Origin of the sequence: Dyadobacter sp. BE31, from assembly GCF_031457695.1 — a bacterium.
Lineage (GTDB): Bacteria > Bacteroidota > Bacteroidia > Cytophagales > Spirosomataceae > Dyadobacter.
The window spans coordinates 1041224-1065105 of record NZ_JAVDXA010000003.1 but is presented as its reverse complement, the minus strand read 5'-3'; the positions used below and the strand labels follow the sequence as shown (position 1 = coordinate 1065105).

Here is a 23882-nt window from a genome sequence, read left to right as displayed (position 1 = left end):
AGCGAATAAGCGCAACATTTTCCTGGCAAACCCGGATTTTAGACGTACGACGCGATCCGGCGCCTACATCGCGGAGAACAGCGCAACAGCACGTGAAGAAAGCACATCGGGCTCTCAACTGCGTCCGGCATGCGTTTAGGAGGTAAATCGTGTCGTTGGGCGAAAGATTGGACGTCGAAACCATTGAATCTTTATTTTTAGGTTTCGAAGATCCAAATCCGAAGTAATGATCCGCGTCTCTTCTATCAAACTACCCAAAGAGCTATGGGCACAATGCCTTTTCTGGCTGTGCTTTTTCCTCTTTGAGTGGCTCAATACCGGCGCCTATCTGGACAATTTCCAGCAAAGCCTCTGCCAGATCAGTGTGCAGTTGCCCTTGTTGATCGTCGCAGGTTACTGGCATTTGCTGGTAACGGTACGCCGCTTCCTGCTTCACGGACGCATGACCGCATTCTGGATTTCGCTCATTTCCGGTTTGTTTGTATTCGGTACGCTCCGTCGCGTGATCAATTACAAATGGATTTATCCGCTCTACTATCCGGGTGCCCTTGAAAAGCCGTTCTGGTATGCCCCCAAAATCCTGGCCGAAGCCATGCAGCTGCATCTGGTAGTGGGGCTTTTTGTGGTGGTGGACCTGATCAGGCATGCGCTCCGGCAGCAACAGCTGAGCGAAACTTACCGGCGCGAAAAGGTATCAGCGGAGTATCAGTTGCTGCAATCCCAGGTGCAGCCGCATTTTTTATTTAATACGCTGAATAACCTCACATCCGTCTCCATTCAGCAGCCCGACAAAATGCCGAACCTGTTGCAGCGCCTGGCCGGATTACTGAGCTATCAATTGCACGAAAGCCGCCGCGACAAAGTGCCGCTGTCGAAAGAAATTGCCTATTTAAAAGATTATATTTCGCTTGAACAAATCCGCTACGGCGACCGGCTCGATATTCAGATGAATTTCAATTACCTCGCGGGCACAACGCATGTGATGGTACCACCGATGCTCCTGCTGCCCTTTGTCGAGAATGCATTTAAACATGGCGCAGCGCAGACGGAAGGACAATGCTGGATACAGATCAACCTGTCGCTCAACGATAAGCGGCTGGTATTTTCGGTTGAAAATTCGGTGCAGACGGACGCTCCGGTCCCGTTTCGGTCGGGATTGGGGCTCACCAATTTGAAAAAGCGGCTGGAAATCCTTTTTGCCGAAAGCTACGAGCTCGTAACAATGCCCGAAGAAGGGCAGTTTTTAGCAGTTTTAAAATTCAATATCAACTAATGGCGATCCGATGTTTTGTGCTTGACGACGAGCCGCTGGCTACCGACCTGATGCAGGATTACATCGGCAGGCTACCCGACCTTGAACTGGTGGGTGTTTGCAACAGCCCTACCAAGGGCTTGCAAATGCTGCAACAACTGCAAGTCGACGTCGTTTTCCTGGACATCCAAATGCCCCGGCTCACCGGCTTCGACCTGCTGCGTCCGCTCGGATACCGGCCGAAGGTGATATTCACCACGGCATTCCGGGAGTATGCATTGGAAAGCTATGAGTTTGATGTACTCGATTTTCTGGTCAAGCCGATCTCGTTTGAGAGATTTCTGCAATCGGTGGGTAAAATCTACCGGTTTTCACCCAATCCGGCCGTGCAGCAGGAACAGCCTCAGGCGGTTAACCCGGTGCGGGAATACCAGTATTTCAAAGTAGACAAGGAAATGGTGAAACTGTTCCTGGATGATATTCTCTGGATTGAAAGCCTGAAAGACTACGTGCGGCTCCACACGCGCTCGGGACCGCTCGTGTCTTATTTACGGATCAGCTACTTGGAAGAAAAGCTCCCGCCCGACCGGTTTATCCGCATTCACAAGTCATTCATCATTTCGCTCGACCACATTCAGGCGATCAGCGCAAACTATATCCGGATCAACAACGAAGAGATCCCGATCGGCCGGATTTACAAAGCCAGGCTCGACAAGCAGCTCCAAAATGCCACCGATCCGGGCTCTGTTTAACCGCCCGTAAGCAAGGGGCCTACGGACGGCTTCTGTTTTCACTACTACATTACCTTCTCCAACTCAGGCTTAAACGGCTGGTTGTAGAACCTGCGGCCTTTGTTTTTGTACAATGCATTGGCCACCGCGCCGAACACCGGCGGGAATGGCGGCTCTCCCAGGCCGGTCGGGTCGATGTCGTTTTGCACGAAATGCACTTCGATCTTCTTCGGGGCCTCGTTGTGGCGGATAAGCCGGTAGTTATCGAAGTTAGTTTGTTGGGCGGCACCGTCTTTGTGTGTGAGCGCGCCGTAAAATGCATTACCAATACCGTCTACCACGGCGCCTTGCACCATATTCGTGGCCGCGTCGGGGTTTACCACAATTCCGCAATCCATCGCGCTGAAAACGCGCTCCACGTAAGGCTGGCCGTCGCGGGTAACCATGTCCACGATGTGCGCGGCGTAGGAGTTGTGACAGAAATAAGCGGCCACACCCCGGTTGTACTTTTCGCTGCCGGGCTTACCCCACCCCGATTTGTCGCGTACCAATTCCAGCACGCCTGCATAGCGGTCGGCATCGTAATCATTGTTTTTGCCCACCGGGTTCTCCTTAGCTCTTTTCAAAAGCTCTAACCTGAACTGAATCGGGTCCTTACCCATGGCTTCGGCTACTTCGTCGAGGAAAGATTGCTCGGCCGCCGCATTGAAATTCGATCGCGGTGCGCGGAAAGCGCCGACAGTGATATTCGATGGAATCTGCCAGCCTTCCGCCAGGTAATTGTCCACCGCGCCAGCCGGGAAACGGTTTGCATGGATCGGGTGCTCGGGAATACCTCCGCCTTTGACGTGAAATCCGATCAGGTTCTTGTCGGCGTCGAGCGCCGCGCGATAGGTGGCCGTGTACATGGGCCGGTAAATGCCGTAGGTCATGTCGTCTTCCCGGGTATAAATCAATTTCACCGGCGCCTTCACCTTCCTCGAAATCAGGGCGGCTTCCGAAAGATAATGGTTGTAGGCCCTGCGGCCGAAGCCACCGCCCATGCGGGTCATTTGTATTTCGATTTTCTCAGGGGGCAGGTTCAGCAGCTTGCTGATTGTCGGCTCGATCCAGCCCGGCGATTGCAACGGCCCCACGAGGAGCGCTTTATCGTCGGTAACATGGGCGAAGTAATTCATCGGCTCCATGCAGTTGTGCGCCAGGAAAGGCGCCGTGTACGTGCGCTCGATCACCTGCGCGGCATTTTTAAAAGCAGTTTCGGGATCACCATCTTTGCGGAGCTCCTGGGCTGGCTTTTTGGCATATTCGGCCATCTGCGTCATTTGCTTTTGCGAGCTTTCCAACGCACCGGGAACCGTCACTACCCTTTTTCCGTCCCTTCCGGCCATGGTATCCTTCACCTCACCGGCAGGCTCCCACTGGGCAACCAGTTTTTTGCGGGCGTTCATCACCTCCCAGGTGCTTTTGCCTACAATCACCAGCAGATCATTGAACGTGCGCGTGTCGAAACCCGCCTGCTCAAAACCCTCTTCGTATAATTTCAGACTGAAAATGTCCTTAATACCGGGCATTTTTAACGCTTCCGCAGCGTCGAAGGATTTCAGTTTCATCCCGAATGCCGGCGGGTGCTGGATCATCGCGATCAACATACCTTCCATGCGGTAGTCCAAACCAAAAAGCGGCTTGCCGGTGACGACCTTCTGCCCCTCTACATTCTTCCTGGATTTACGAACGAACGTAAAATCCTTCGGCGATTTCAGCGCCAGGTCTTTCGGAACAGGTAGTGTGGCAGCCTTGGCGGCCATCTGACCATATTGGGCCGTTTTTCCGCTGGAATGCGAAAGTACCCCCGCTTTGGTGGTCACCTCTCCCACCGGCACATTCCACGTTTGCGCAGCCGCCTCTCGAAGCATTTGCCGGGCTGCCGCGCCGGCTTCCCTTAGTGGCTTCCAGTACATCCTTACCGAGTTGCTGCCGCCGGAGAACTGCGGGCCCAGCTTCACATTGTCGTGCGGCCCCATTTCAACCGCCACATTTTTCCAGTCCGCATCCAACTCTTCGGCCACGATCATCGGTAGCGAGGTCATCACGTTCTGGCCAAATTCGGGATTAGGGCAAATGAGTTTGATCCGGTTATCGGCCGTGATCTGAATGTAGCCGTTAAGCTCGGCCCAATGGTCGGGCAGGTTGAGCGCTTCGGCCTTGCCGGCCGATTTGAAGCTGGGCAGGAAACTCACCGTCAGCATCATTCCGCCGCCCGACAACAAAGACGCTTTCAGGAACGAGCGCCTGTTCAACGCATTTTTATCATTGTTCATGGTCAATTTCTTTTGCAGGTTCGGGTGGTGATTTACTTCTTAGCCGCCGACTTAACGGCTTCCTTAATTTTCACATAAGTGCCGCAGCGACAGATATTGCCGCTCATCTGGGCTTCGATTTCCTCGTCGCTCGGGTTCGGATTGCGTTTCAGCAGTGCCGCCGCGGTCATGATCTGTCCGGCCTGGCAGTATCCGCATTGGGCCACGTCATGTTCGAGCCAGGCTTTCTGCACCGGGTGTTCTGCTTTTTCCGATAAACCTTCGATGGTCGTGATAGACGATTTTCCCACTGCCGATACCGGCAGCTGGCACGAGCGGACCGCATTGCCTTCCAAATGGATTGTGCAAGCGCCGCACTGCGCAATGCCGCAGCCATATTTGGTGCCGGGGAGGTCCAGGTGGTCGCGCAATACCCAGAGCATCGGCGTGGCAGGATCCACGTCCACCGTCCTGGATTTTCCGTTAATTTTCAGATTGAATGTCGCCACAGTATTGATGTTTCCTTTTGGTGAGAGCTTTCCTATAAAATGTAAATGAAGCAAAAAAGGACACATTGAACCGCTATTTTCGACGAGATGCGCCAAATCCCTCCCGAACGGATCCTGAGAGAAACATATGCCGTTCGTCGAGAAATTCGGCTGTTGGACGAAATGGGCGGAAATACGGCGCTATGGTAGTTAATGCGCCTGCCGGATATTCGATTTGAGCTTGATCAGCTCGCCCAGCAAAGAAGTGGTGGGAACCGGCAGGTTTCCCAACCGTTGTGCTAGGCGGGAAATTTCGAGATTAAGGGAATCGATTTCTGTTTCCCGTTTATTTAAAATATCCTGATAGGTTGATATCTTTTGCCCATCGGACATTTCACTGATGCTCAGTATGTTTTGAACAATTTCATCCTCTGTCAAACCGATCCCGGATTCCCTGGCTACGGCAAGGCATTCACGGATCACCTGCTTTCCTACGTCGAGGACGGCCGCATTACGCCGGAACACACCATTGTCCACTTCCAAAAGTGGGCAAATTGAGTTGAATACGCAATTGGAAATGACCTTTTTCCAAATGAAGGACTGTATATCCGGCTCTGGCCTGAACGAGAAAATGTTGGTATTCAGCCGCGCTACGATGCTTGCCAGCATATCTTCGGGACCGGCGATTATCCCTATCGGCGAGGCGGTAACCAGCCTGAAACGCACCTTGTTTTCTCCCGCCTCCTGACTGGTTGCCATGAGCACGCATCGGTACAACCTCTCAAAGCCCATGTCTGAAAAACAGCTCTCGACATGCAGCCCATTTTGCAGGAACACAATGGGTGCATGTTTTGCCTTGGGGTAAAGCTTCTGAGCAATCTGCTGATTTCCAAATGACTTATTGGTCAAAACGATTAGCCCGCTCAATGTTTCGTAGTTGCTGATCGAGCCGATCTCGATGCGGGCGCTTAGCAGCTCCCCGCCGGTATCGACCTCAATAAGTTCATGGGATGTTCCCGGGCTGTCTACCGAGCCGCGGAGAATCGTTACGCTCCGGCCGTTGCGTGCCAACGCCACAGCCAGCGCTTTGGCAATGACGCCATTGCCGATGATATAAGTTTTGTCAATCGCCGCCGCGTCGACACCCTTTTCAACTTGCATAGCTAAGTCATTTTGAGTCAGATTATTGCCTGATTTACCCAACCGATGTTCTACGTGAAAGCAATGCGCGGATCTGCTTTTCGAGGAGATTGAAAACCAGCCCTGCCATAATGAAGACACACGCTACCAACTTCCACGACGACAGTTCCTCACCCAGGAAAAACGCCGCGCTCAAAAGCCCTACAACGGGGACCAGCAATGTGAATGGCGTCACTACGGCCGTCGGATAGGTATTGAGCAGGAATCCCCAAATGCCGTAACCTACGAACGAGGATAGATAAACGATATATAGAACCGCAATAACCGTCTCGGCAGACAGGCCCCGAATGGAATGCATAATCAGCTCGGGCCCCTCAAAAATATAGGAGACGGCCATCATGACGGGCGTCGCAACCAGGCTCCCCCACGCAACCAGCGCGACGGGCGACTCGGCCGCAATTTTCTTTGAAAAAATATTACCGGTGGCCCACGAAAGTGCGGACAGCAGGGTTAACGCAAGCCCGATGAATGTGGCGTTCCCATCCACGTGGCTGGCGACGATTCCGATACCGATGAACGAGATCAGCGCACCGAACACCTTCCAGATGCTCGGCACATCGCCGAAGATGAACGCAGCCAGCCCCATCGAGAAAAACACCTGCACCTGAATGACCAGTGACGACAGTCCTGCCGGAAGCCCGAGGTACATTCCGCCAAAGAGCAGTCCGAACTGGATCGCGAACGTGAAGATGCCATAACCAACGATAAGCTTAAATGGCGCTTTGGGCCTTGGCAGGAAGAAAACCCACGGCAGGGCCGTCAATGCAAACCGCGCGGTGCATAAGAGGATCGGCGGCAATTTTTCCAAACCAATGTGGATGGCGATGAAATTCACGCCCCAGGCTATGACCGTAACCAGGGCGAGCAATAGATGCTTGGGTTTCAAAATCGAACTGCTGTTAGTGTTTACTGCTTTACATGCAAATTACCACAACAGAACCGAGTGATAATAGATATAGTTTTTTGTTTTTTTAGGGGTACAGATTTACAAAGCCTGCTTTACAATGCTGCCGAGGCGTTTGATATCCTTCTCCAATGAGTCGTCCCAGGGGAGCGCGAAGTTCAGGCGCATGCAATTGTTGAAGTTGCTGTTTTGCGAAAACATGCTTCCCGGCGCGAAGCTCAGTTTCTGGCTCAGGGCTGTCTGATAGAGCTCGGTCGCGTCCAAACGCTTATCCAGTTCCAGCCACAGGAAGAATCCGCCCTGGGGCTGGGATATTTTGGTGTTTTCGGGAAAGTAGTCCTCTATGGCCTGCTGAAATTTAAGACAATTGGTGTGCAGCGTATGCCGCAATGTCCTCAAATGGTGATCATATCCCCCGTGTTCCATGAAATCGGCTATCACCTCCTGAAACAACGAAGGAAGCGTGACGGTTTGCACCAGTTTCTGGCGGATAATCTTGTCCTTAAACTGCCCGGGCGCGATCCAGCCGACCCTGTAACCGGGTGCGACTGTCTTGGAGACGCCGCCACACCACATAACAATCCCCTCCTCGTCGAACACTTTGAAAGGTTTCGGCCGCGTGCCGCTGAAAAACAGGTTTCCGAACAGATCGTCGTCGATCAGCGGAATGTGGTGATGTGTGAGAAGTTTCACCAACTCTTTCTTATTCTCATCCGGCACAAGGCTACCCAAAGGATTATTGAAATTGGCCGTAAAACAGCATACATCTATTTTATGGACGACCTTTTTCAATGCATCGATCTCGATGCCCGTAAGCGGGTGCGTTGGTAGCTCTATCACATGCAGGCCCATCGACTTCGCAAGTTGCAGGATTCCAAAGTACACCGGGCTTTCCGTAGCAATCGTATCTCCGGGCTTGGTGGTTGCCAACAGGCATTGGTAAATGGCGTTGGTGGTTCCCGTCGTCGTGACAATATCATCCTCAGTGAGGCTTCCGTCGAAGATCAGCGACCACTTGGCAATGTTCCTTCTCAAACCCGTGCTTCCCTGCGCAGGCTCGAAATCCATTCCGCTGCCTTCGAGTTGCCGCATTGCCTTGATGATGCCTTTGTTGAGCTTGGCAATCGGCAGCAGTTTGTTATCCGGAATCCCCAGGGAAAACTGCCTGATGCTCTTATCTCTCAATATATCAAAAACGCTGCTGATCAAATCCTCTGAGTTTTTCCCCTTTTCGGGTGAAATGAGCTTGCTCACCGACGGAAGCGCGAGCTTTCTCTGCGACGTTTTGCTCACGAAGTAACCCGACTTCGGCCGCGATTCGACCAGCGATTTGCTTTCCAGTTCCGCAAATGCCTGAATCGCCGTATTTAAACTTACCCCGTAAATCTGCTGAATAGATCGGATCGAAGGCAGTTTATCCCCGATTCTCAGCGTTTCGGACAGGATCTGATCCTCAATAATCTTTGCAATTTTCCGATAAAGGATTTCTTTTCGCATATTTAGCCCAGCCTGTACCCTACAAAGGTATCGGAATTAAAGCTGTACCCTCTAATTTCACTTGGGATAAAAATTTACACCATGAAAACATTCATCAGCATACTTATATGCTCGGTTTGCATCGAGGCTGCCGCGCAGACTGCTAACCCGGCACTCAACAGTAAGTTTATAAGCTTAACGGGCGGACGGAGCACCCATGGCACCGGCGACATGATAGGCGTGTCTCAACGGGTAACGTACGGGCAATATTTCAGAAAAAAACTATTTTGGTTTTCCGCTGTTGGAGCCGATATCCACGACGGAAAAGTTTTAAGCATGACAACCCGGGACGACGGCACCGTATTGGATCACTCTTACCGATACACGTCGGGTGCCATCCAAATCACCGGCGGCGTCGGGTGGAGCATTCTGCGGACAACCAAAAGCGAGTTGGGTGTCAAGGTCAGCGGGATATTGCGGTACCAGTCTTCCTCCTATTTCGACTACCTCGCCATTACCTATGATCCTCAAAAAATAGGCCCATACCCTGCAACTTTTATCCTCCATACCAGCCCCCAACGCACCTATGCCGTTGGAGTGGGGCCGGAAATGTTTTACCAACAAAGCATCTTTAAATCGATATTTGCAGGATTATCCACAGGATTCCAGGTAGATACAAATGGAGATGTGTTAACCAACATATCTCTGTCGATTGGCAAGAGAATTAAATAGCGCCACAAAAAACCAGAGCTGAATTCGAATCAGATCACGAAATCTTCATAATCTCTCTTTGTACCCTCGACAGGAATTTGGAACGTGATTTTAACGTCTCGATGTCCTTGTGGGAAGAAAGATAAAACACGCCTTCCTTGCCGGGATCGTCCAGCAGGTAAAATTTGTAACCATACCTTACCTCGCCCGGCAGCAGTTCGTTGCCCCTGATGGTTGGCACAAATTGGTAGAGTATAGCGCCGTGCTCCTTGAAGAACTCGGGCGTGTAGGGCGTGGTAAGCTGGTCGGGATTGGGCGCCTTTGCCACATAGCGCTGCTCGAATCTGGCTCTCATAGTACCACCTCCCTTCTGCCCGCTACTTCCTGAAACGATTTCCGGGCATTCTCTTCTGATAGCTTTCTCATAATGATCAAAGTTTGCTGCTGATGATGTACAGCAAAAATAACATCACGCTTTGAGAAATGCACTATGTTTTGATATTATTTTTATCTTATTTTTGATACTATTAAAATCAATCAATTTACTACCAGTTCAATTCCCTGTCGTAAGTCATTGCGTGCGTTGACGACGATTTTGTCGCCTTTCCGGAGCATCTTTCTCAAACGCTCCAAAGGACCCTCCGTTAAAGCGCCTGCAACGTAGCAACAATTGCCGCCACAAAGCCCTTGCTGACGGCGCCGCTATTGTTGGCCGTATCAATCACACGGTATTCGCCCTGGTCGTCCTTTTCGAAAATCAGCGTCTTGCCTTCGACTTCAATATGGAGCTGATAAGTATAGCCGAGCGGCACGATGGTCAGTGGCAGTTCATGGGAAGCTCCCAGATATTCGACGGGAAGCATAATCGTTTCATTCATGCCCAAAATTAGTTAGAATTATCCAAAGGGGCATAATATACAACAACAGGATAGTTTCAATAATCATTCGATGTTGCAATTCCTTGCAACCATGCGTCCCGGAGATGGGTCTTGGACAACGCTGCGGCGTGTTGTTTTAATGGCATTTAAAAGCTTGAAGCTATGAGAACTGTGCTTGGTTTCCTTTTAACCTTATCGCTGATTACCTGCAAAAAATCGAACGGCCCCGACCCGGATTGCGTGGAGCGGGCACGGGATTCGTCTGGCTGCTACTACATTTTGGCGCCCGTTTGTGGTTGTAACGGAAAAACCTATGCCAACGACTGCGAGGCCCGCGCCTACGGAATTACCCATTACACGCAGGGAGCATGCGGCAACAAGAAGTGACGCTTCCCATTTTGGCAAAGTATGGCAGTTGTTGCTATTTTGCTTCGATCAACTACTTAGCCATGCAAAAACTGCTTTTTATCCTTTTTGGCTGCCTCGGCTTTTGCGCTGCCAAAGGCCAGGCACCGTCACCCGACCAGATCGTTCAGGACATCAACAAAACCGCAAGTACCAGGCCCAAAACACTTGTTTACCTCCAAACCAGCAAGGGAGTCTTTCAGCGCGGAGAGGATATTTGGTTTAAGGCGTATATAATGGATGCGCAATCGCTGGTACCCATTGCCCTGGACACGACGCTGTTTATCCAGCTACGGAGTGCCGACAGCTCACGCATCGTATCCGAAGAAAAAATCCTGATCGATAACGGCTTTGCGAGCGGCCAGCTTTCCACCAGAAATACCATACCCGGCGTGGAGTACTTGCTAGCCGCATTTACACCCCATTCCATCTTAAAGGATACGAGTGAGTTCAAAGCATTCAGGCGGTTAAAAATTGCTGATAACGCTCCTGCAACACCCCGGGTCGCAGCCTCGGACTCCATATTTATCGATTTTTTTCCGGAGGGCGGAAATCTGGTTGGCGGAGTGGCCAACCTCGTCGCATGGAAAGCCTGGAAACCCGGCGGTCGGCCGGTACAAATCAATGCGGTGCTCTTAGAAAATGGCCAGCCAATCATGAATGTATCGAGCAACCGGCTGGGAACGGGGAAGTTTCAATTTGTCCCTCAACAATCGGCGAAGTATACGGTGCGATCAGCCCAATCCCGCGCGGAATACAAGCTCCCCGATGCGCTGCCGGCAGGCATTGTATTGCACCTTGCGGGTCAGTCAAAAGCCCAATTTTCTTTCCTGCTGACGAAAACCTCCGATAGCCCGTTAGGCCAGATTTTCGTCGCGGCCCAGGCAAGGGGGATAGTTTGTGCCTTGTTCCAGGGAAAAATGACCGGTGACAGTCTGCGGTTCAACCTGCCTGCCGCCAAACTTCCTCACGGGATTGCCCAGGTTACCGTTTACGACGAAAAGCTGCGGCCACTCGCGGAAAGGCTCATTTTCGCGCATGCAGGCCAAAACCTCGTCGTGCGCGCTACGCTCTCGCAGGCCGCATTCCGCCCCCGCGAGCGGGTCAAAGTGCACGTCAAGGTGACCGACGCGGAAGGTATGCCTGTGGTAGCCCATTTGGGAGCGAGTGTTTATGATAGCTTCTACCAAAGTCCCGCCGACCGGCTGAGCATCGTCTCCTACACACATTTACATTCCCAAATCCGCGGCCCGATTGCCGACCCCGACTATTATTTTAACCCAAACAATGCAGATCGCGAGCAAGCCCTGGACCTGCTGCTGCTCACGCAAGGCTGGCGGCCGTACGTCTGGGCCGAAAACGGCACCATTGTCCCCGGCCAGGTGGTACTCTCCAACCGAATGGCGGGCCACCTGAGCGGTCACCGGGACTTCCCTCCGATGCTGCTCGCTTTCGCGCCCGACGGATCCGGCATTCAGAACCCCATTCCCATCAGGCCGGACGGGAGCTTTGCATTGAGTATCGACAATATGCTACTGGGCAGGATGTACCTCAAATCCCTGGGGGATCAGCAGCAGATTGCAAAGGCCAAAATATGGCTGGATGATCCGTTTGCTAAAATCCGCGACCTGCTGGCTGCCAAGCGTGTCGTCGAGCCATTTTTCACTCCCTTTCCGCCGGAAACGGCCTACCGTTCGGCATTGTCCCGAAGCATTGTGCTGGATGAGTTTGTCGTAACCGGCAAAGGAAAAACCTATACGGACCAGTACATACAGGGCCTGGATAGTCTGGCCAGGTTCAGCTGGAATACCGATTTTGTAGGCGCCTGCAACTGGCTCAACTGCTTGTCATGCGGCAGCGGCAAGAAGCCCGTCGAAGGAGTTAGCTATTCGAAGTTCAGGGACGGCAGGCCATCGCAGCACGGGCCCTTCAAGTCTGAGGACGTCGTGAAAGAGCCCTATAAATATCCTGTTTATACGGAAGAAGAACTTTTAGCCAAATTCAACCTCACCCGCGCGACGGGATACCAGGTGAAAAAGCAGTTTTACCAGCCCGATTATCAGAATGCTCCTCTTGACGCGGTCGACGATCAACGAAATACGCTGCTTTGGAACCCGGCTGTCGTTACCGATGAAAAGGGAGAAGCCACGCTGGAATTTTATTGTTCGGACATCACCGGAACATTTATCGGCAACATCGAGGGGCTCGACGGAACCGGCAAGCTGGCGGCTGCCACATTCGGGTTTACCGTGCAAGATGACGGTAAGGAAAAATGATTTTCTGCGGGAAGCCGGCACATCGCCTCCACATAAAAAAAGGAACTACACTGTAATCTCCCATTTATTTCTAATTTTAATTTGTAAAAGCCAGCCCGATAAGCGCTTTACAAATAGATTTCGGCTAATAAAATAAGCACCCCCAAATTTCCCATCCATATTCCTAACGCAAACTTAATTGCGTTTTGAGTTCTTTGCTATGCATCGAACAATGAATCACTTAACGCCGCAACGTTTCCTGCGGGATTGTTGTCTTTGAATAAAATTCCAGACAAGTTCTAAAATAAATCAATCTAATATCATTGCTGAGAATTGGTTAATTTAATATTTCTTAATTACCCCGACAGTTTGCTTGCAAACCCTCAATCAAAACAAATGACTCAACATGATCTCTGTCAAAGGAACAATTCTCCTGCTTTTTTTGCTGGTAGTTCCCTTATGTCTTACCATACTGGGAACCGAACCCTATCCTGCCATTATCCTGCCCTACGGAGGAGGATCTTACCGGCAACAGGATCAAAAGATTAGCGTATCCTACAAAGTTGTGTATGCTGCCAATCGGCAAGGCCAGTGGCAAGAAATCGATCCGGTATCGTTTATGAAACCTATTCCGGTACAGTATTTCCCTTTTCTGGCGGCAACCAATTTTGGTTTTGATTCACTTGCGCAATCGCACCGTGCCAAACGCGTGTACAAGTTCCTGGGCCTCAAAAAAAAGGACAGGCCAAAGGATAAGCAGGAGCTAACAGATTGGCTACGAAAACGTCTTGCTTCGCATCAAATGCAGGATTCTACCATTCGGATTGTAACCTATACCGAAACAATTGCCACTGACACCCGAGAACTTCTTAGCAAAGACGTTACAGATGAAAGACGTATCCAATTACATTGAGCGGATTAATGCCGCTTTTTGGACGCGTGTGGTCGCGTCTACCCGCCAAAGTGCCGAGTCGATCTGCGTTTTCAGGATTATTTTCGGGTTATTCCTGCTAATCGCTTGGGGACCGAATTATGGTTGGCTGAGCAATATGCCGCAATTCTACTTCGATCCGCCGATCCTGAGTATTGCAAACCTTTTCGACGATTTCCCGGACAAAGTCCTGCTGCTCGCCATTGATTTCATATTGGTTGCCTGCGGCATTGCAATTACATTTGGCATATATGCTCGTATCGCGGGGTTCGCATTTATATTCCTGGGAATATTTGCGACCAATTTCCAGTTCTCATTCAGCAAAATAGATCATAGCATACTTGTGTATGCAACACTGGCATGTTTCTCATTTTCGGAATGGGGAACAAAACTTGCGTTAATACCTGATAGAACCCCAAAAAAAATTCGCAATGAACAGGCTCTTTCACTGCTGGCCATTTTTGTTTGCTTCGGTTTTTTTTCGGCCGGTCTCGAAAAAGGATTCTGGTGGTCGAACTTCGATATGAATAAAAGCGGAACGGTCAGGTGGCTTTATGATTGCTTTTACGGTGTCCGGCGACAGAACCTGCTGGCATCGGCAGTTATCAATACATTACCGTTCTGGGCTTATAAAATATTCGACTTCATTGCCGTCACATTTGAATTAAGCCCTATATTCTTCCTGGTCCGGTCACGTTTATCGTGGAAGGTTTGGTTGTTGGCGGCCTGTATTTTTCATCTTATCAATACCATGGTACTCAACATTAGCTTTGTTTGCAATGCTATCGTATACCTTGCATTTGTCGATTACTCACGTGTATACACGTTCGTATCTGACTCGATCCGAAGGCGGACACCCCTATTCTACATAGTCGGCGGTTGGATAGTGATCGCATTGATTGCGCGGGCCACTCAGATATGGACGCTGGTACCCGCCGACGTAATTTTTATCCCGAGGGACGAAATCGTACGCTTTCTGTATTTCAGCGTGGCGCTGTGGGCGGTTGTGATTTGTGTATTTATCCTTGATTTTCGCTTCGAGTTGCTACGCGCAATGCGTAGTTCCCGGCATAATGGGAGCGGTGGGCATTTTGATCGTAACCTTTAAAAGCGAGGTGTCAACGCCTATTGAGGCATTGACACCTCCCGGAGCGGGCATGTAAAAACCGGTATTCTGGCATGATTGACCACATCCGCGGCGACGCTCGGCCGGAACATGTGTCCGGGGCCAGGATTACCCATCGTTCCGATCGCGATCATACCCGCGCCGATCTGCGCGGCGTATTTGAGTATTCCCTCGGCGACCTCACCTGCAACCACAATGGCATTTTCGTAGTGACTGACGCCTAGTTTCCGGCTGTATTCCGAGAGCAACCCGATAGCCGCTTCTTCGTTCTGAGCAGGATTTGTTTCTACCACTAAAAAATGAAACCGTCCGCTGAACAATGTCCGCATTTTCGTCAGACATGCGCTCAGCGCGCCGGGATCATGATCGAGATCGATGGGAACAACGATGTCGCGTATTCCCGCTAGCCGCGGCTGCTGCTGAATGGCCAGTACCGGAACAGGGGAAATACGAACGATTTTCTCGGCATGCGATCCCACAAAAACGCCATCCCATCCCCTGGAACCTCTCGTGCCCACGATAACCAGTTCTATGTCATGAGCCGTGAGCGCTTCAAGCACCACATTTACGAACCGGCCACTTGCATTTAGCCGTTGGATTGAAGTCCCGGCCGGAAATGCAGCAAGCCATCCGGTGAGCTGCTTCTCGACGTCTTGCCCATCGCTATCAGGTCGTGAAGGATCTTGTACGGTCAGGACAAAGACTTCAATAGGCATTTTCCAATCGAACGTTGCGCAGGCGTCCAGCGCCTGCCGGCAGGATTCGGAGTAATCACAGGGAATCAGAATGCGGAATGGGATACTGGTACTTGTCATAAGTCAATGGCTGCCCTGGCGTGGGCAGGTCGGGTTATTGGCAATCCAAATATCGAAATTACTTTCCAATGGACCCTGCCGCGATGACTCCGGGCAGCACGAAATATGATCTTGCGCAGGCCCTACAATTTAAATATCACACCGAGGTTGGTATTACCCTGGAAAAAGAAGAAATGCTGGCTCGCGTGGTCCTGCGGGAAATTGGTCGTCAGGATATCGGGCATGTTGATATAGCCGCCTTTCATTTCTGCCTGGATAAAGAAGTGTTTAAAAAACGTCACATTTAATCCCCCCACGAGGTTCATACCGTACCCGGCTATATGCCACTGGTCGTTCTCGTCGAAATTCAGCAGCGTCACATCTGTTTTAGGATAAAGAATACCCACGCCCGCCCCTTCGAAGATGTTGAGCTCGATGTTCTTAATCCTCAGTTTCCGCTCATCCAGCAAGTTATGCATCCTGCGAAGCTCGATATTGAGGTAATTAAGCCCGTTGGTGTGCTCGAATTTGAGGAAATCGCCGGTGAGCTTGATGGGCTCGTTCTGATAAGCCCGGTCGTACTCGGTACCTGAGCCCGAAATGTGCCCGGTAATGTTCACGGTCTGGTCCTGCTTCATCACGTATTTCATGTGATCGAAACCAAAGGAAAGACTGAATTCGGGTGAGATAAAATAGCCGATCCGGAAGTTGTACTGCGGTATTGTCATCTTGGAGGGATTGAAATACCGTGCGGTAAAATGCGTCGGGCGGTCTTTGGCTACGACGCTTTTTAACGTAAAGTCATATTCCTGACCTTTGAAATGAATATTGGACTGCGTGTAAGAAGCTCTGTTCCAGCCCCAATAAGCAAAAACCTTACCTTTTTGATTGTGAGAACTCACAGGGGAATACTGCGCATATACCATGCTGCTGCATGCAAGCAGGACGCTCGCAAGAAAAAATCTAATCATCTGATAAAATCGGGTCTTTAAAAAAAGGCTGAGCAGCTTTGGGCTTTCTGGCTGCCAGGCACTAAAAAGCCAACTATGTAACTGCTCGAATAGTTCGCTCAAAGCGCACCTTTTTACAAGATCCTACTGGCGCCCGGGGGCAAATAAAGATTTTCAAACGATCTGTTAAGAATTTCAAACCAAACCGCCGCTGCGGCAGCTTCGCCGGTATAGTTTGCTGAACGGTTTACTATTTTTGTAATGCCGGGCCCGTTTGTCATGCAATTCTTAATTTTCTGATATGGAAAACATCAAGCACCGCAGGTTATCCGAGTTCAACAACGAGTTGAAGCTAAAAGGATTTAATGTCTTTCAGATTGAGGAAGATGGCAACGCCACACGCGTGTACAGCCGCAAGGATTTTTACAAGATCTGCCTGACCACCGGAAAAAGCAAAATACATTATTCCGACAGGAGCTTCGAAACTGACGGCACCGTGCTTTTTTTCGGGAACCCGCATATCCCCTATTCATGGGAAACACTTTCAACGAGCTATGTAGGTTACACCTGCCTGTTTTCCGAGGAATTCCTGAATGCAGCTGAACGCACGGAAAGTCTTCAACAGTCGCCCCTGTTCAAAATCGGCGGCACACCCATCCTGCACATTTCCGAGCAGCAGCGGGAGTTCCTTAACACCCTATTTAAGAGAATGATAGAAGAGCAAAAAGCCGACTACTCATTCAAGGACGACCTGATGCGCAACTACATTAACCTGATCATTCACGAGGCCCTGAAACTCCAACCGTCCGAAAACTTCCATCAGCAAAGGAATGCGGCGGGACGTATCACTTCGGTATTTCTGGAATTGCTCGAAAGGCAGTTCCCGATCGAAAGTGCCGACCGACCGCTGCAATTGAAGACTGCGCAGGACTATGCCTCCAACCTGAACATGCACGTCAACTACCTCAACCGCGCGGTAAAGCAGGTCACCGGCAAGCCCACCACAACCCACATTACCGAACGGATTGTGACGGAAGCAAAGGCGCTTTTGCAGCATACCGACTGGAACATCTCCGAGATTGCCTACGCGCTGGGTTTCGAATATCCCACCTATTTCAATAACTTTTTCAAACGCCTGACCGGTACAAATCCAAGAGCACTGAGAATGGAAGCCGTTTGAAATTCTTAATGATCGGTTTGATTGTCTTTAATGTGTAGGGTGCTCGCCCGCCTAACTTTGTCGTAGATTATCAGCAAGAGAATTTATGACAAAGCAATCGCGGATATGAAACACCAGACAATGGAAAGCAACACAAATATTTTCGATCGTATGCGCGCAGGCGAGGTAATCCGCAAGGACGATCCGGGATATGACGAGTTTGGACAAATAGTGGCCAGAACAATACGGCTCTGCACGCAAATGAATGCGCAGGCAACCGATACGGACCAGGTGCGTGAGCGGCTTAGCGAGATCATCGGCACCCGTATCGACGAGTCGACCACCATATTCCCGCCGTTTTATACCAACTTCGGGCAATTCACGACTTTGGGTAAAAACGTGTTCATCAACCACGCGTGCTCGTTTCTGGACATCGGCGGCATTATCATTGAGGACGATGTACTGATCGGCCCGCGCGTGAACATTACTTCGGAAAACCACCCGCTCCCCCCATCCGACCGCACGGCATTGATCCCCAAACCTGTGCATATCAAGCGAAATGCCTGGATCGGTGCAGGAGCGACCATTTTGCCAGGTGTTACCGTAGGAGAAAATGCGGTGGTGGCTGCCGGTGCCGTGGTAAGTCGTGATGTGCCACCGAACAGTGTGGTAGCAGGCATTCCGGCGAAGGTTATCAGAGACAATGTAGCCTCCTGAGGCAGGGGTATCAGGAAACCTCACTGATATCTTTCACTCCGTTTCCGACTAGCCAGCGCCTGAACGACGCTACATCCCCGGGGCAGAAATGGATTACGCGGCCATTGCTCAGCATGCATGTGAACAGTTCTTTTGATTGAATAAACCGGACCACCTCGCTTGCGCGGTAAGGAAAGTCCGGAAATTTTTCGTTGTTCACAGGCATCTGCATGTCATAATAGCTACCTAATCGTAAGAAGAACAGAGCGGAAATTATTCCCCGCTCTGTTTCTCAATAATATGTCTGTAAGACGGATTCGCTGGCTGCCTGCCGGCTTATTGTTTTACAAATCTGATACTTTCAGTAAAATTTACCCCTGTCAGGATTACGCTGTATATGCCCGATCGCAAGCCCGACGCATCTAGTTCATAACCATTGGTATAACGGTCGCTGGTCGGGAGTGATACCACTATACGGCCGCTCTGATCGACAATTTTTACCGCGAAAGCCTGACCGTTATGCAGCGAAGGGTGGATTTTCAACTTACCGCTGGTCGGATTCGGGTATACGGCCACAACCTCTCCGGCACTTTTCAGCTCGATCGCCCGAATCTGGGAATACTCAAATTTGCCATCGTAATCCAGCTGCTTCAAACGGAAATAGTACCTGCCGCTTTGAAGATCTTTCACCGAATACTGATAATGCCGGCTTGCGGTAGTATTTCCATTGCCGTCCACGTAACCTACTTTCTTGTAGCTTCTCGCATCGAGGCTCATTTCTATTTCAAAACCGGCATTGTTGCGCTCTTCCGAAGTCTGCCAGGTCAGCGACGCCGAGTTTGCTGTGCCTTGTTTTACTTCAAAAGACACAAGGGTTACAGGCATTGGCGAGCCGATCGTGAAATCGACATTGGAGATATCGAAAAACACGTTCGGCACATTACCTGCCCCTGTACTGCTGCTGGGCGCTATTTTGATTCTGGCCTTATTGGTGTTGACCAATGGTAAAGTCACAAGGGCCGTTCCCAGCACATTGGGAGTGGCAGAGGCCAGAGTCGTCGGGAAAGTCAGCCCGCCGTCTGTCGACAGGAAAATGTCAACCAACGTACAGTTAACAGGTGCGCCCGCTGTTCCGTTGACGCTCCAGTTGATAGTGATCGGGCCTGCCAGCGGATAGGAACCAACAGGACCCAGCAAGCTGCCCGGGGTGTCATTGGTAATCAAAAATGGCCCTGAACCGCCGTCGACGTTTACCGTAACCGCGGCAGAATTAACTCCGCTGTTGTTGTCGCGAACTGTCAGTTTATGCGTCGTAACCACACCTACGGAAGGCAATTTGTCGCCAATGGCGTAATTTGAACCGTCCAGGATTGCCGCCAGTCGCGGGAAATAGCGGGTACCCGGGCTGGAACTACCGTTAGCGGAAACGGGAGCATATGACCGGAAAAACGGCGGCCTCGAAGGATCGGAAAGTATGGTAGCGGTCAGCGCAGCCTTGTCGGCTACATCGCTGATATTGGTCCCTTCCCATGAGTAGCTCAAAACATCGGCCGCATCTGCATCCGTCGCCGATCCGCTGAGTGCAAACGGGGTCGATTTCGGGATCGTCCAGCTCGATTGCATGGGGTTAATCACGGGAATAGCATTGTTGGTAGCCGTCGACGTGTAGCACGACAATGTTTCAATAAATGCATTGGCCTGTTCGTAATTGACCACGTGGAAATTCAGGATCGGCCCGTAACTTCCTTCGTAATCATCATTACCAACCAACCCGTCTGCCGCTTCGGTGTTGTTACAGGTGTAACCGTAGCTCATAATGGTCGTACCCGATCCTGGCTCTACCGAAGTATCCAATGACCGCGTGGTACAAACCGGCACGTTGCTATTGTAGCTGTGGCTCATATCAAACTGATGCCCTATTTCATGCTGAATGAGTTGCTGATCGAACACATCCGGAAAGGATCCGCTGCCTATACCCGAAGCTCCCTGGGCCTTCGAGGCAGGATCGCATACCGACCCGCGCGCGGCAATTCCCCCGCCCGAGCCTCCCGCGTACCCCAGCACGTGCCCGACGTCGTAACCGCCCGAGATGACATTGTCGAGATGGGCCTGGTTTTGATTGAGCATTGCGTCCTGATCGTCATTGTTGTATGGATCGGTAGCGGCGTCGGTGTAAACGATCGTTTCATCACTGACCAGCACAAATGAAACGCTTAACTCTTTTCTGTAAACGGCATTCATGTTGTTGACGTAGTTGGTCAGTGCCGCATAGGCAAGCGCCGCGGTTCCGCCTTTGTGGGCGGTAAACTCCGCATCGGCAGCCATCGCTAAACGGAATGTCCTCAACGTGGCGCCGGAGGACGCCGTCGCGCTAGTTCTCTTGTTCTCCCCATTAGCGTTCTGCCGGTTCGCGCGGCTTTCGCTGTCGAGCGTTCCGCAGCGGTTGTTAGCCGTTTTCTCCGTGGTATTCTTAGGGCTCACCGCATCCCGCGAGAAATAGCTTCTGTAAGTGCTGTCGGCGAGATCCGTGTCGATTTTTTCAAAATACACGGCATCATTTTCCACGCCAAGAATGACTGCGCTAAAACCGATGGCGGTGAAATTGATACGGACCGAATATTCCTTTTGCGTTACCCCCTTGCCGGCGTAAGTCCTGATCTCCGGGTGCCGGGCAGCAACTTCGGGAGAGAGAATGGGCGATTCGAAAATTTCAAAAAGTGCCGTATTGCCATTCGGCAGCGGGATTTCCAACGTACGGCCTGCCGCATTTTTCGCACTGAACTCACGCGGTGCGCCGGCCAGATAATTTTGCAGGTTTTTCGTCTGAATGCGAAAAACCGAATGCTTGTTCAGGTGGACGTTTTCGCGGGCAGCAGCATTATCGCCCGATGCTACCCTGGTAAAAAAGCCCTTTTGCGCACTCGCCAATTGAAAGGACAGCGCAAATAAAACGGTTAGAAGTTTCTTCATAAATGCACAAAATTTAGTTTGATAAACGAACGAATTGATTGATTCTAAAAAATTAAAAACTTCTCCCGGCGATGCCGGGAGAAGCTCAGGTTAGCGTCTTACCACTTTGACTGCTTCCACTGTCCCATCCTCATACAGGATCTTCAACACACTTACCCCTTTGCCCAGCGCCGGGAGTGGTACAGTTTCCGATTTCGGGCGGCCTGTCTCAAACACTTTCCGCCCATTCATATCCACCGCTGTGACATTTACAACCCGTTTCCAGTCGGCGACCGTCAGCTGTACCGCTCCGTCGGAAGGGTTAGGATATGCGACGACCAGCTCTTGGCCTTCTATTCGGATGCCTTTGAGGCTGCTGAATGCAAAAGTGCCGTCATTATCAATCATTTTCAGGCGGTAGAAGTTGTTGCCCGACCTGGCTTGCCGGTCCAGGTAAGTGTAGGCTTCATTAACCCTGCTCTCGCCTTTTGCATCCACCGACGCCAATGCGGCCCAGTTTTTCCCGTCGCGGCTGCGCTGAATTTCAAAACGGTCGCTATTGGTTTCTGCCGAGGTATTCCAGTTCAGGCGGACATTTTGTTCTTCCGCGGTCACCGAGAAGGAGATCAGTGTCACCGGCAATGGGTTTTCGATCGATATGGCAAAGTTGTTGTCCAGGTAGCTAACGTCCCCGGCAATACGTGCTGTCGTGTACTGGATACCGGCACAGTCGGCTGTGAAGCCGATGATACCATCCGCAGTGCCGTCACCCTCTCCGCTGCCCGAGGCAACTGCCGCGCCTTCACGGATCGCGAAGTATCCCGTAGGCATCTGGCCTTCCGTAGAACCGCCAGCTGTTGTACCCAGCACCAGCTGGTGGCTGCCGGCCGGAACATTGCTGAACAAAAAGGTACCCGAGGCGCTCACCGGCACGACCGCTTGTGAAGGCGCACCCGGCCCTGTTGTAATCAGTGTCACATAAAGGCCCAATGTCGTCCCGTTCGCCGGCGATCCATTCACACCATCCTGAATGGTAGGATCATCGTAAACAGTGCCGCCGATATCGGTCAAACAGCCCGTCACCGTAAGGGTTGCTTCGCGCTGTTCCAGGATACAGGCATTATCCGGATGTTTCACAACCACGCGGTATTTCGCGCCATTTTTTACCAAACCTACTCCTGTTAATGTAAGTGTGGCGGTGGTAGCCCCGGTGTAAATACCCCCGTTACTAATATTCGCAAACCCTGAGCCGGTATCCTCCTGCCATTGGTATTGGATCGTGCCTGATACATTGGTCGCGCTGGGATCGGTATAGTTGGGAACCGATGCGGTGTAAGCAGTGGTAGAAGCAGCATTGGCGGCCACCGAAAACGAAGTAGTACCACCGCTCTCCACCGACTGATTGCCGGGGGCAGTGTCCACGAGCAGGCGTGTTGCACGTTTCGCGTTTTGGAAGTTGGCGGTATAGCCACCTTGACCCGTGACCCTGCCATTGACATCTACCTGTACGGGTGAGACACCCAGTTTGCCATCGCCGTCGCCATCCGTACCGCCTGCTTCGATGGCATCGGGACATCCGTCGTTATCGCTGTCCGCATCCAGTTGATCGGCAATTCCGTCCCCGTCAAAGTCGCATACCCTCGGAACAGTTGCCCCGAATACAAAATTTGCCCAGTTCTCGGCTACGGTATAGTTGAAGGTGACGCTGCTGAATGTACCGGTCATCCTGACAATGGCATATCCCTCTGTTCCGGTAATCTTCGTGGATGTATTCTGTACAACAGACTGTGACCACAATATTTCAACGGGTGCACCGAAGTTGATACCGACGGAAATGGAAGCGCTTCCAATGGATGCAAATACCAAAACCGGGTCGGTCATCGGGCTTGCGAATGTTAAGGTGTTATTAGTGATCTGGGTGTTCTGAATCGTCGGGTTGACACTGGGTACCCCGTATGAGGCAGGGAAGTTACCGATTCCAAACACACCTCCTGTGGCACCAATCGGTTGCGACGACTGATAAGTATAACCTATTCCGTTAATCGTACCGGTTGCCGTATTTCCGACGATCGTCGGCTTGCCCGACCAGAAAAAATCAGATGGGGCGCATTCATTCGTATCCAGTATACCGTCGTTGTCGTCATCGAGGTCGCAATCGTTGCCGACCCCGTCGCCGTCGGTATCCACAAATGCGGGATCGCCCGGATCGCAGGATGTCATGAGGGCCATCGGTTTCGCTTTTGTACCGCTTGTGGCCGGTACCGATGTTTTGTGTGAGTTTGGACCTGTAAACGCGGATGAAAATGCCACGAGTACCGCCCAGCTTAGTGCCGAACAAAGTAAATTTCTGCTCATAAATAAATTGTTTTGATAACGATAAATTACCGAAGGCATGCCGCAGGGCCTGTCGACTCCCGTTGCATGTCGAATTATAGATATGGAGGAGGGCTATATTTTCAGAATGCATGCATGCTTGGCAGGCAAGTCATTCAGAATCATATCTCCCGGCATTACCGGGAGAAGATTATATTACTCAACGTTAGAAAAACCACTCAGCGTAGTTAGTTACCAGGTCTGTTATGCGCCGCTCGACGTATCCATTCCGGATTAGCAACCAGACAAATGTATTACGTGTAACCGGGAGGGTCACTGCCAAAAATTTAATCGTCTGTTAAACAAA

At 51.1% G+C, this 23882-nt stretch carries 20 protein-coding genes; 9 read left to right on the top strand and 11 right to left on the bottom strand.

The features are described from left to right. Positions 1-226: 226 nt before the first annotated feature. Both J2Y43_RS20045 and J2Y43_RS20040 read left to right on the top strand, forming a co-directional pair. Positions 227-1273, top strand: a complete 1047-nt coding sequence (locus J2Y43_RS20045) for a histidine kinase (protein ID WP_309986263.1) — start codon at positions 227-229, stop codon at positions 1271-1273. Further along, a complete protein-coding gene (locus tag J2Y43_RS20040; protein ID WP_309986261.1) occupies positions 1273-2004 on the top strand; it encodes a LytTR family DNA-binding domain-containing protein in 732 nt (243 codons plus the stop codon). Before J2Y43_RS20045 ends, J2Y43_RS20040 begins: the two co-directional genes overlap by 1 nt. Before the next feature lie 44 nt (positions 2005-2048). Here J2Y43_RS20040 and J2Y43_RS20035 read toward each other — a convergent pair whose 3' ends face one another. From J2Y43_RS20035 to J2Y43_RS20015, 5 genes are all read right to left on the bottom strand, one after another. Next, positions 2049-4301: a molybdopterin cofactor-binding domain-containing protein gene (locus J2Y43_RS20035; protein ID WP_309986259.1), complete on the bottom strand. Its 2253-nt coding sequence runs from the start codon at positions 4299-4301 to the stop codon at positions 2049-2051. A 32-nt stretch (positions 4302-4333) separates the two neighbouring features. Then, positions 4334-4789, bottom strand: coding sequence for a (2Fe-2S)-binding protein (locus J2Y43_RS20030; RefSeq protein ID WP_223407197.1), 456 nt, complete (start codon positions 4787-4789; stop codon positions 4334-4336). Positions 4790-4978: 189 nt separating this feature from the next. After that, positions 4979-5929: a ketopantoate reductase C-terminal domain-containing protein gene (locus J2Y43_RS20025; RefSeq protein WP_309986254.1), complete on the bottom strand. Its 951-nt coding sequence runs from the start codon at positions 5927-5929 to the stop codon at positions 4979-4981. Between the two features lie 34 nt (positions 5930-5963). Next, positions 5964-6854 carry an EamA family transporter gene (locus J2Y43_RS20020; RefSeq protein WP_309986251.1) on the bottom strand — a complete coding sequence of 297 codons (891 nt, stop codon included), beginning with the start codon at positions 6852-6854 and terminating at the stop codon, positions 5964-5966. Positions 6855-6953: 99 nt separating this feature from the next. Further along, positions 6954-8369 (bottom strand): PLP-dependent aminotransferase family protein, encoded by a 1416-nt coding sequence (locus J2Y43_RS20015; protein WP_309986248.1) that lies wholly within the window; start codon positions 8367-8369, stop codon positions 6954-6956. An 81-nt stretch (positions 8370-8450) separates the two neighbouring features. Here J2Y43_RS20015 and J2Y43_RS20010 point away from each other — a divergent pair, with 81 nt between their 5' ends. After that, the gene (locus tag J2Y43_RS20010) at positions 8451-9080 is read left to right on the top strand and encodes a hypothetical protein (RefSeq protein WP_309986246.1); all 630 of its coding nucleotides are present in this window, start codon (positions 8451-8453) and stop codon (positions 9078-9080) included. A gap of 34 nt (positions 9081-9114) precedes the next feature. On the opposite strand, the gene J2Y43_RS20005 is transcribed toward J2Y43_RS20010, so the two are convergent. Both J2Y43_RS20005 and J2Y43_RS20000 read right to left on the bottom strand, forming a co-directional pair. Continuing rightward, positions 9115-9414, bottom strand: coding sequence for a hypothetical protein (locus tag J2Y43_RS20005; protein WP_223407207.1), 300 nt, complete (start codon positions 9412-9414; stop codon positions 9115-9117). A 289-nt stretch (positions 9415-9703) separates the two neighbouring features. Next, the gene (locus J2Y43_RS20000) at positions 9704-9937 is read right to left on the bottom strand and encodes a hypothetical protein (RefSeq protein WP_309986243.1); all 234 of its coding nucleotides are present in this window, start codon (positions 9935-9937) and stop codon (positions 9704-9706) included. A 162-nt stretch (positions 9938-10099) separates the two neighbouring features. On the opposite strand from J2Y43_RS20000, the gene J2Y43_RS19995 reads away from it, so the two are divergent. From J2Y43_RS19995 to J2Y43_RS19980, 4 genes are all read left to right on the top strand, one after another. Then, the gene (locus J2Y43_RS19995; RefSeq protein ID WP_309986240.1) at positions 10100-10324 is read left to right on the top strand and encodes a protease inhibitor Kazal-type; all 225 of its coding nucleotides are present in this window, start codon (positions 10100-10102) and stop codon (positions 10322-10324) included. A gap of 62 nt (positions 10325-10386) precedes the next feature. Beyond that, positions 10387-12618, top strand: a complete 2232-nt coding sequence (locus J2Y43_RS19990; RefSeq protein ID WP_309986238.1) for a hypothetical protein — start codon at positions 10387-10389, stop codon at positions 12616-12618. Between the two features lie 385 nt (positions 12619-13003). Beyond that, positions 13004-13510 (top strand): hypothetical protein, encoded by a 507-nt coding sequence (locus tag J2Y43_RS19985; protein WP_309986236.1) that lies wholly within the window; start codon positions 13004-13006, stop codon positions 13508-13510. Further along, a complete protein-coding gene (locus tag J2Y43_RS19980) occupies positions 13485-14636 on the top strand; it encodes a hypothetical protein (RefSeq protein WP_309986234.1) in 1152 nt (383 codons plus the stop codon). The genes J2Y43_RS19985 and J2Y43_RS19980 overlap by 26 nt, the downstream gene beginning before the upstream one ends. A 17-nt stretch (positions 14637-14653) precedes the next feature. Here J2Y43_RS19980 and J2Y43_RS19975 read toward each other — a convergent pair whose 3' ends face one another. Continuing rightward, positions 14654-15469, bottom strand: coding sequence for a universal stress protein (locus J2Y43_RS19975; RefSeq protein WP_309986232.1), 816 nt, complete (start codon positions 15467-15469; stop codon positions 14654-14656). 122 nt (positions 15470-15591) lie between these two features. Beyond that, the gene (locus J2Y43_RS19970) at positions 15592-16419 is read right to left on the bottom strand and encodes a hypothetical protein (protein WP_309986229.1); all 828 of its coding nucleotides are present in this window, start codon (positions 16417-16419) and stop codon (positions 15592-15594) included. 280 nt (positions 16420-16699) lie between these two features. Between J2Y43_RS19970 and J2Y43_RS19965 the strand changes: the two genes are divergently transcribed. Together J2Y43_RS19965 and J2Y43_RS19960 are read left to right on the top strand one after the other, a co-directional pair. Continuing rightward, positions 16700-17578, top strand: coding sequence for a helix-turn-helix domain-containing protein (locus J2Y43_RS19965; RefSeq protein WP_309986227.1), 879 nt, complete (start codon positions 16700-16702; stop codon positions 17576-17578). A 120-nt stretch (positions 17579-17698) separates the two neighbouring features. Further along, complete coding sequence (locus J2Y43_RS19960) at positions 17699-18274, top strand: DapH/DapD/GlmU-related protein (RefSeq protein WP_309986225.1); 576 nt, start codon at positions 17699-17701, stop codon at positions 18272-18274. A 315-nt stretch (positions 18275-18589) separates the two neighbouring features. Here J2Y43_RS19960 and J2Y43_RS19955 read toward each other — a convergent pair whose 3' ends face one another. Next, a complete protein-coding gene (locus J2Y43_RS19955) occupies positions 18590-21223 on the bottom strand; it encodes a zinc-dependent metalloprotease (RefSeq protein ID WP_309986221.1) in 2634 nt (877 codons plus the stop codon). A 90-nt stretch (positions 21224-21313) separates the two neighbouring features. Beyond that, positions 21314-23557, bottom strand: coding sequence for a T9SS type A sorting domain-containing protein (locus tag J2Y43_RS19950; protein ID WP_309986219.1), 2244 nt, complete (start codon positions 23555-23557; stop codon positions 21314-21316). Between the last annotated feature and the right edge of the window lie 325 nt (positions 23558-23882).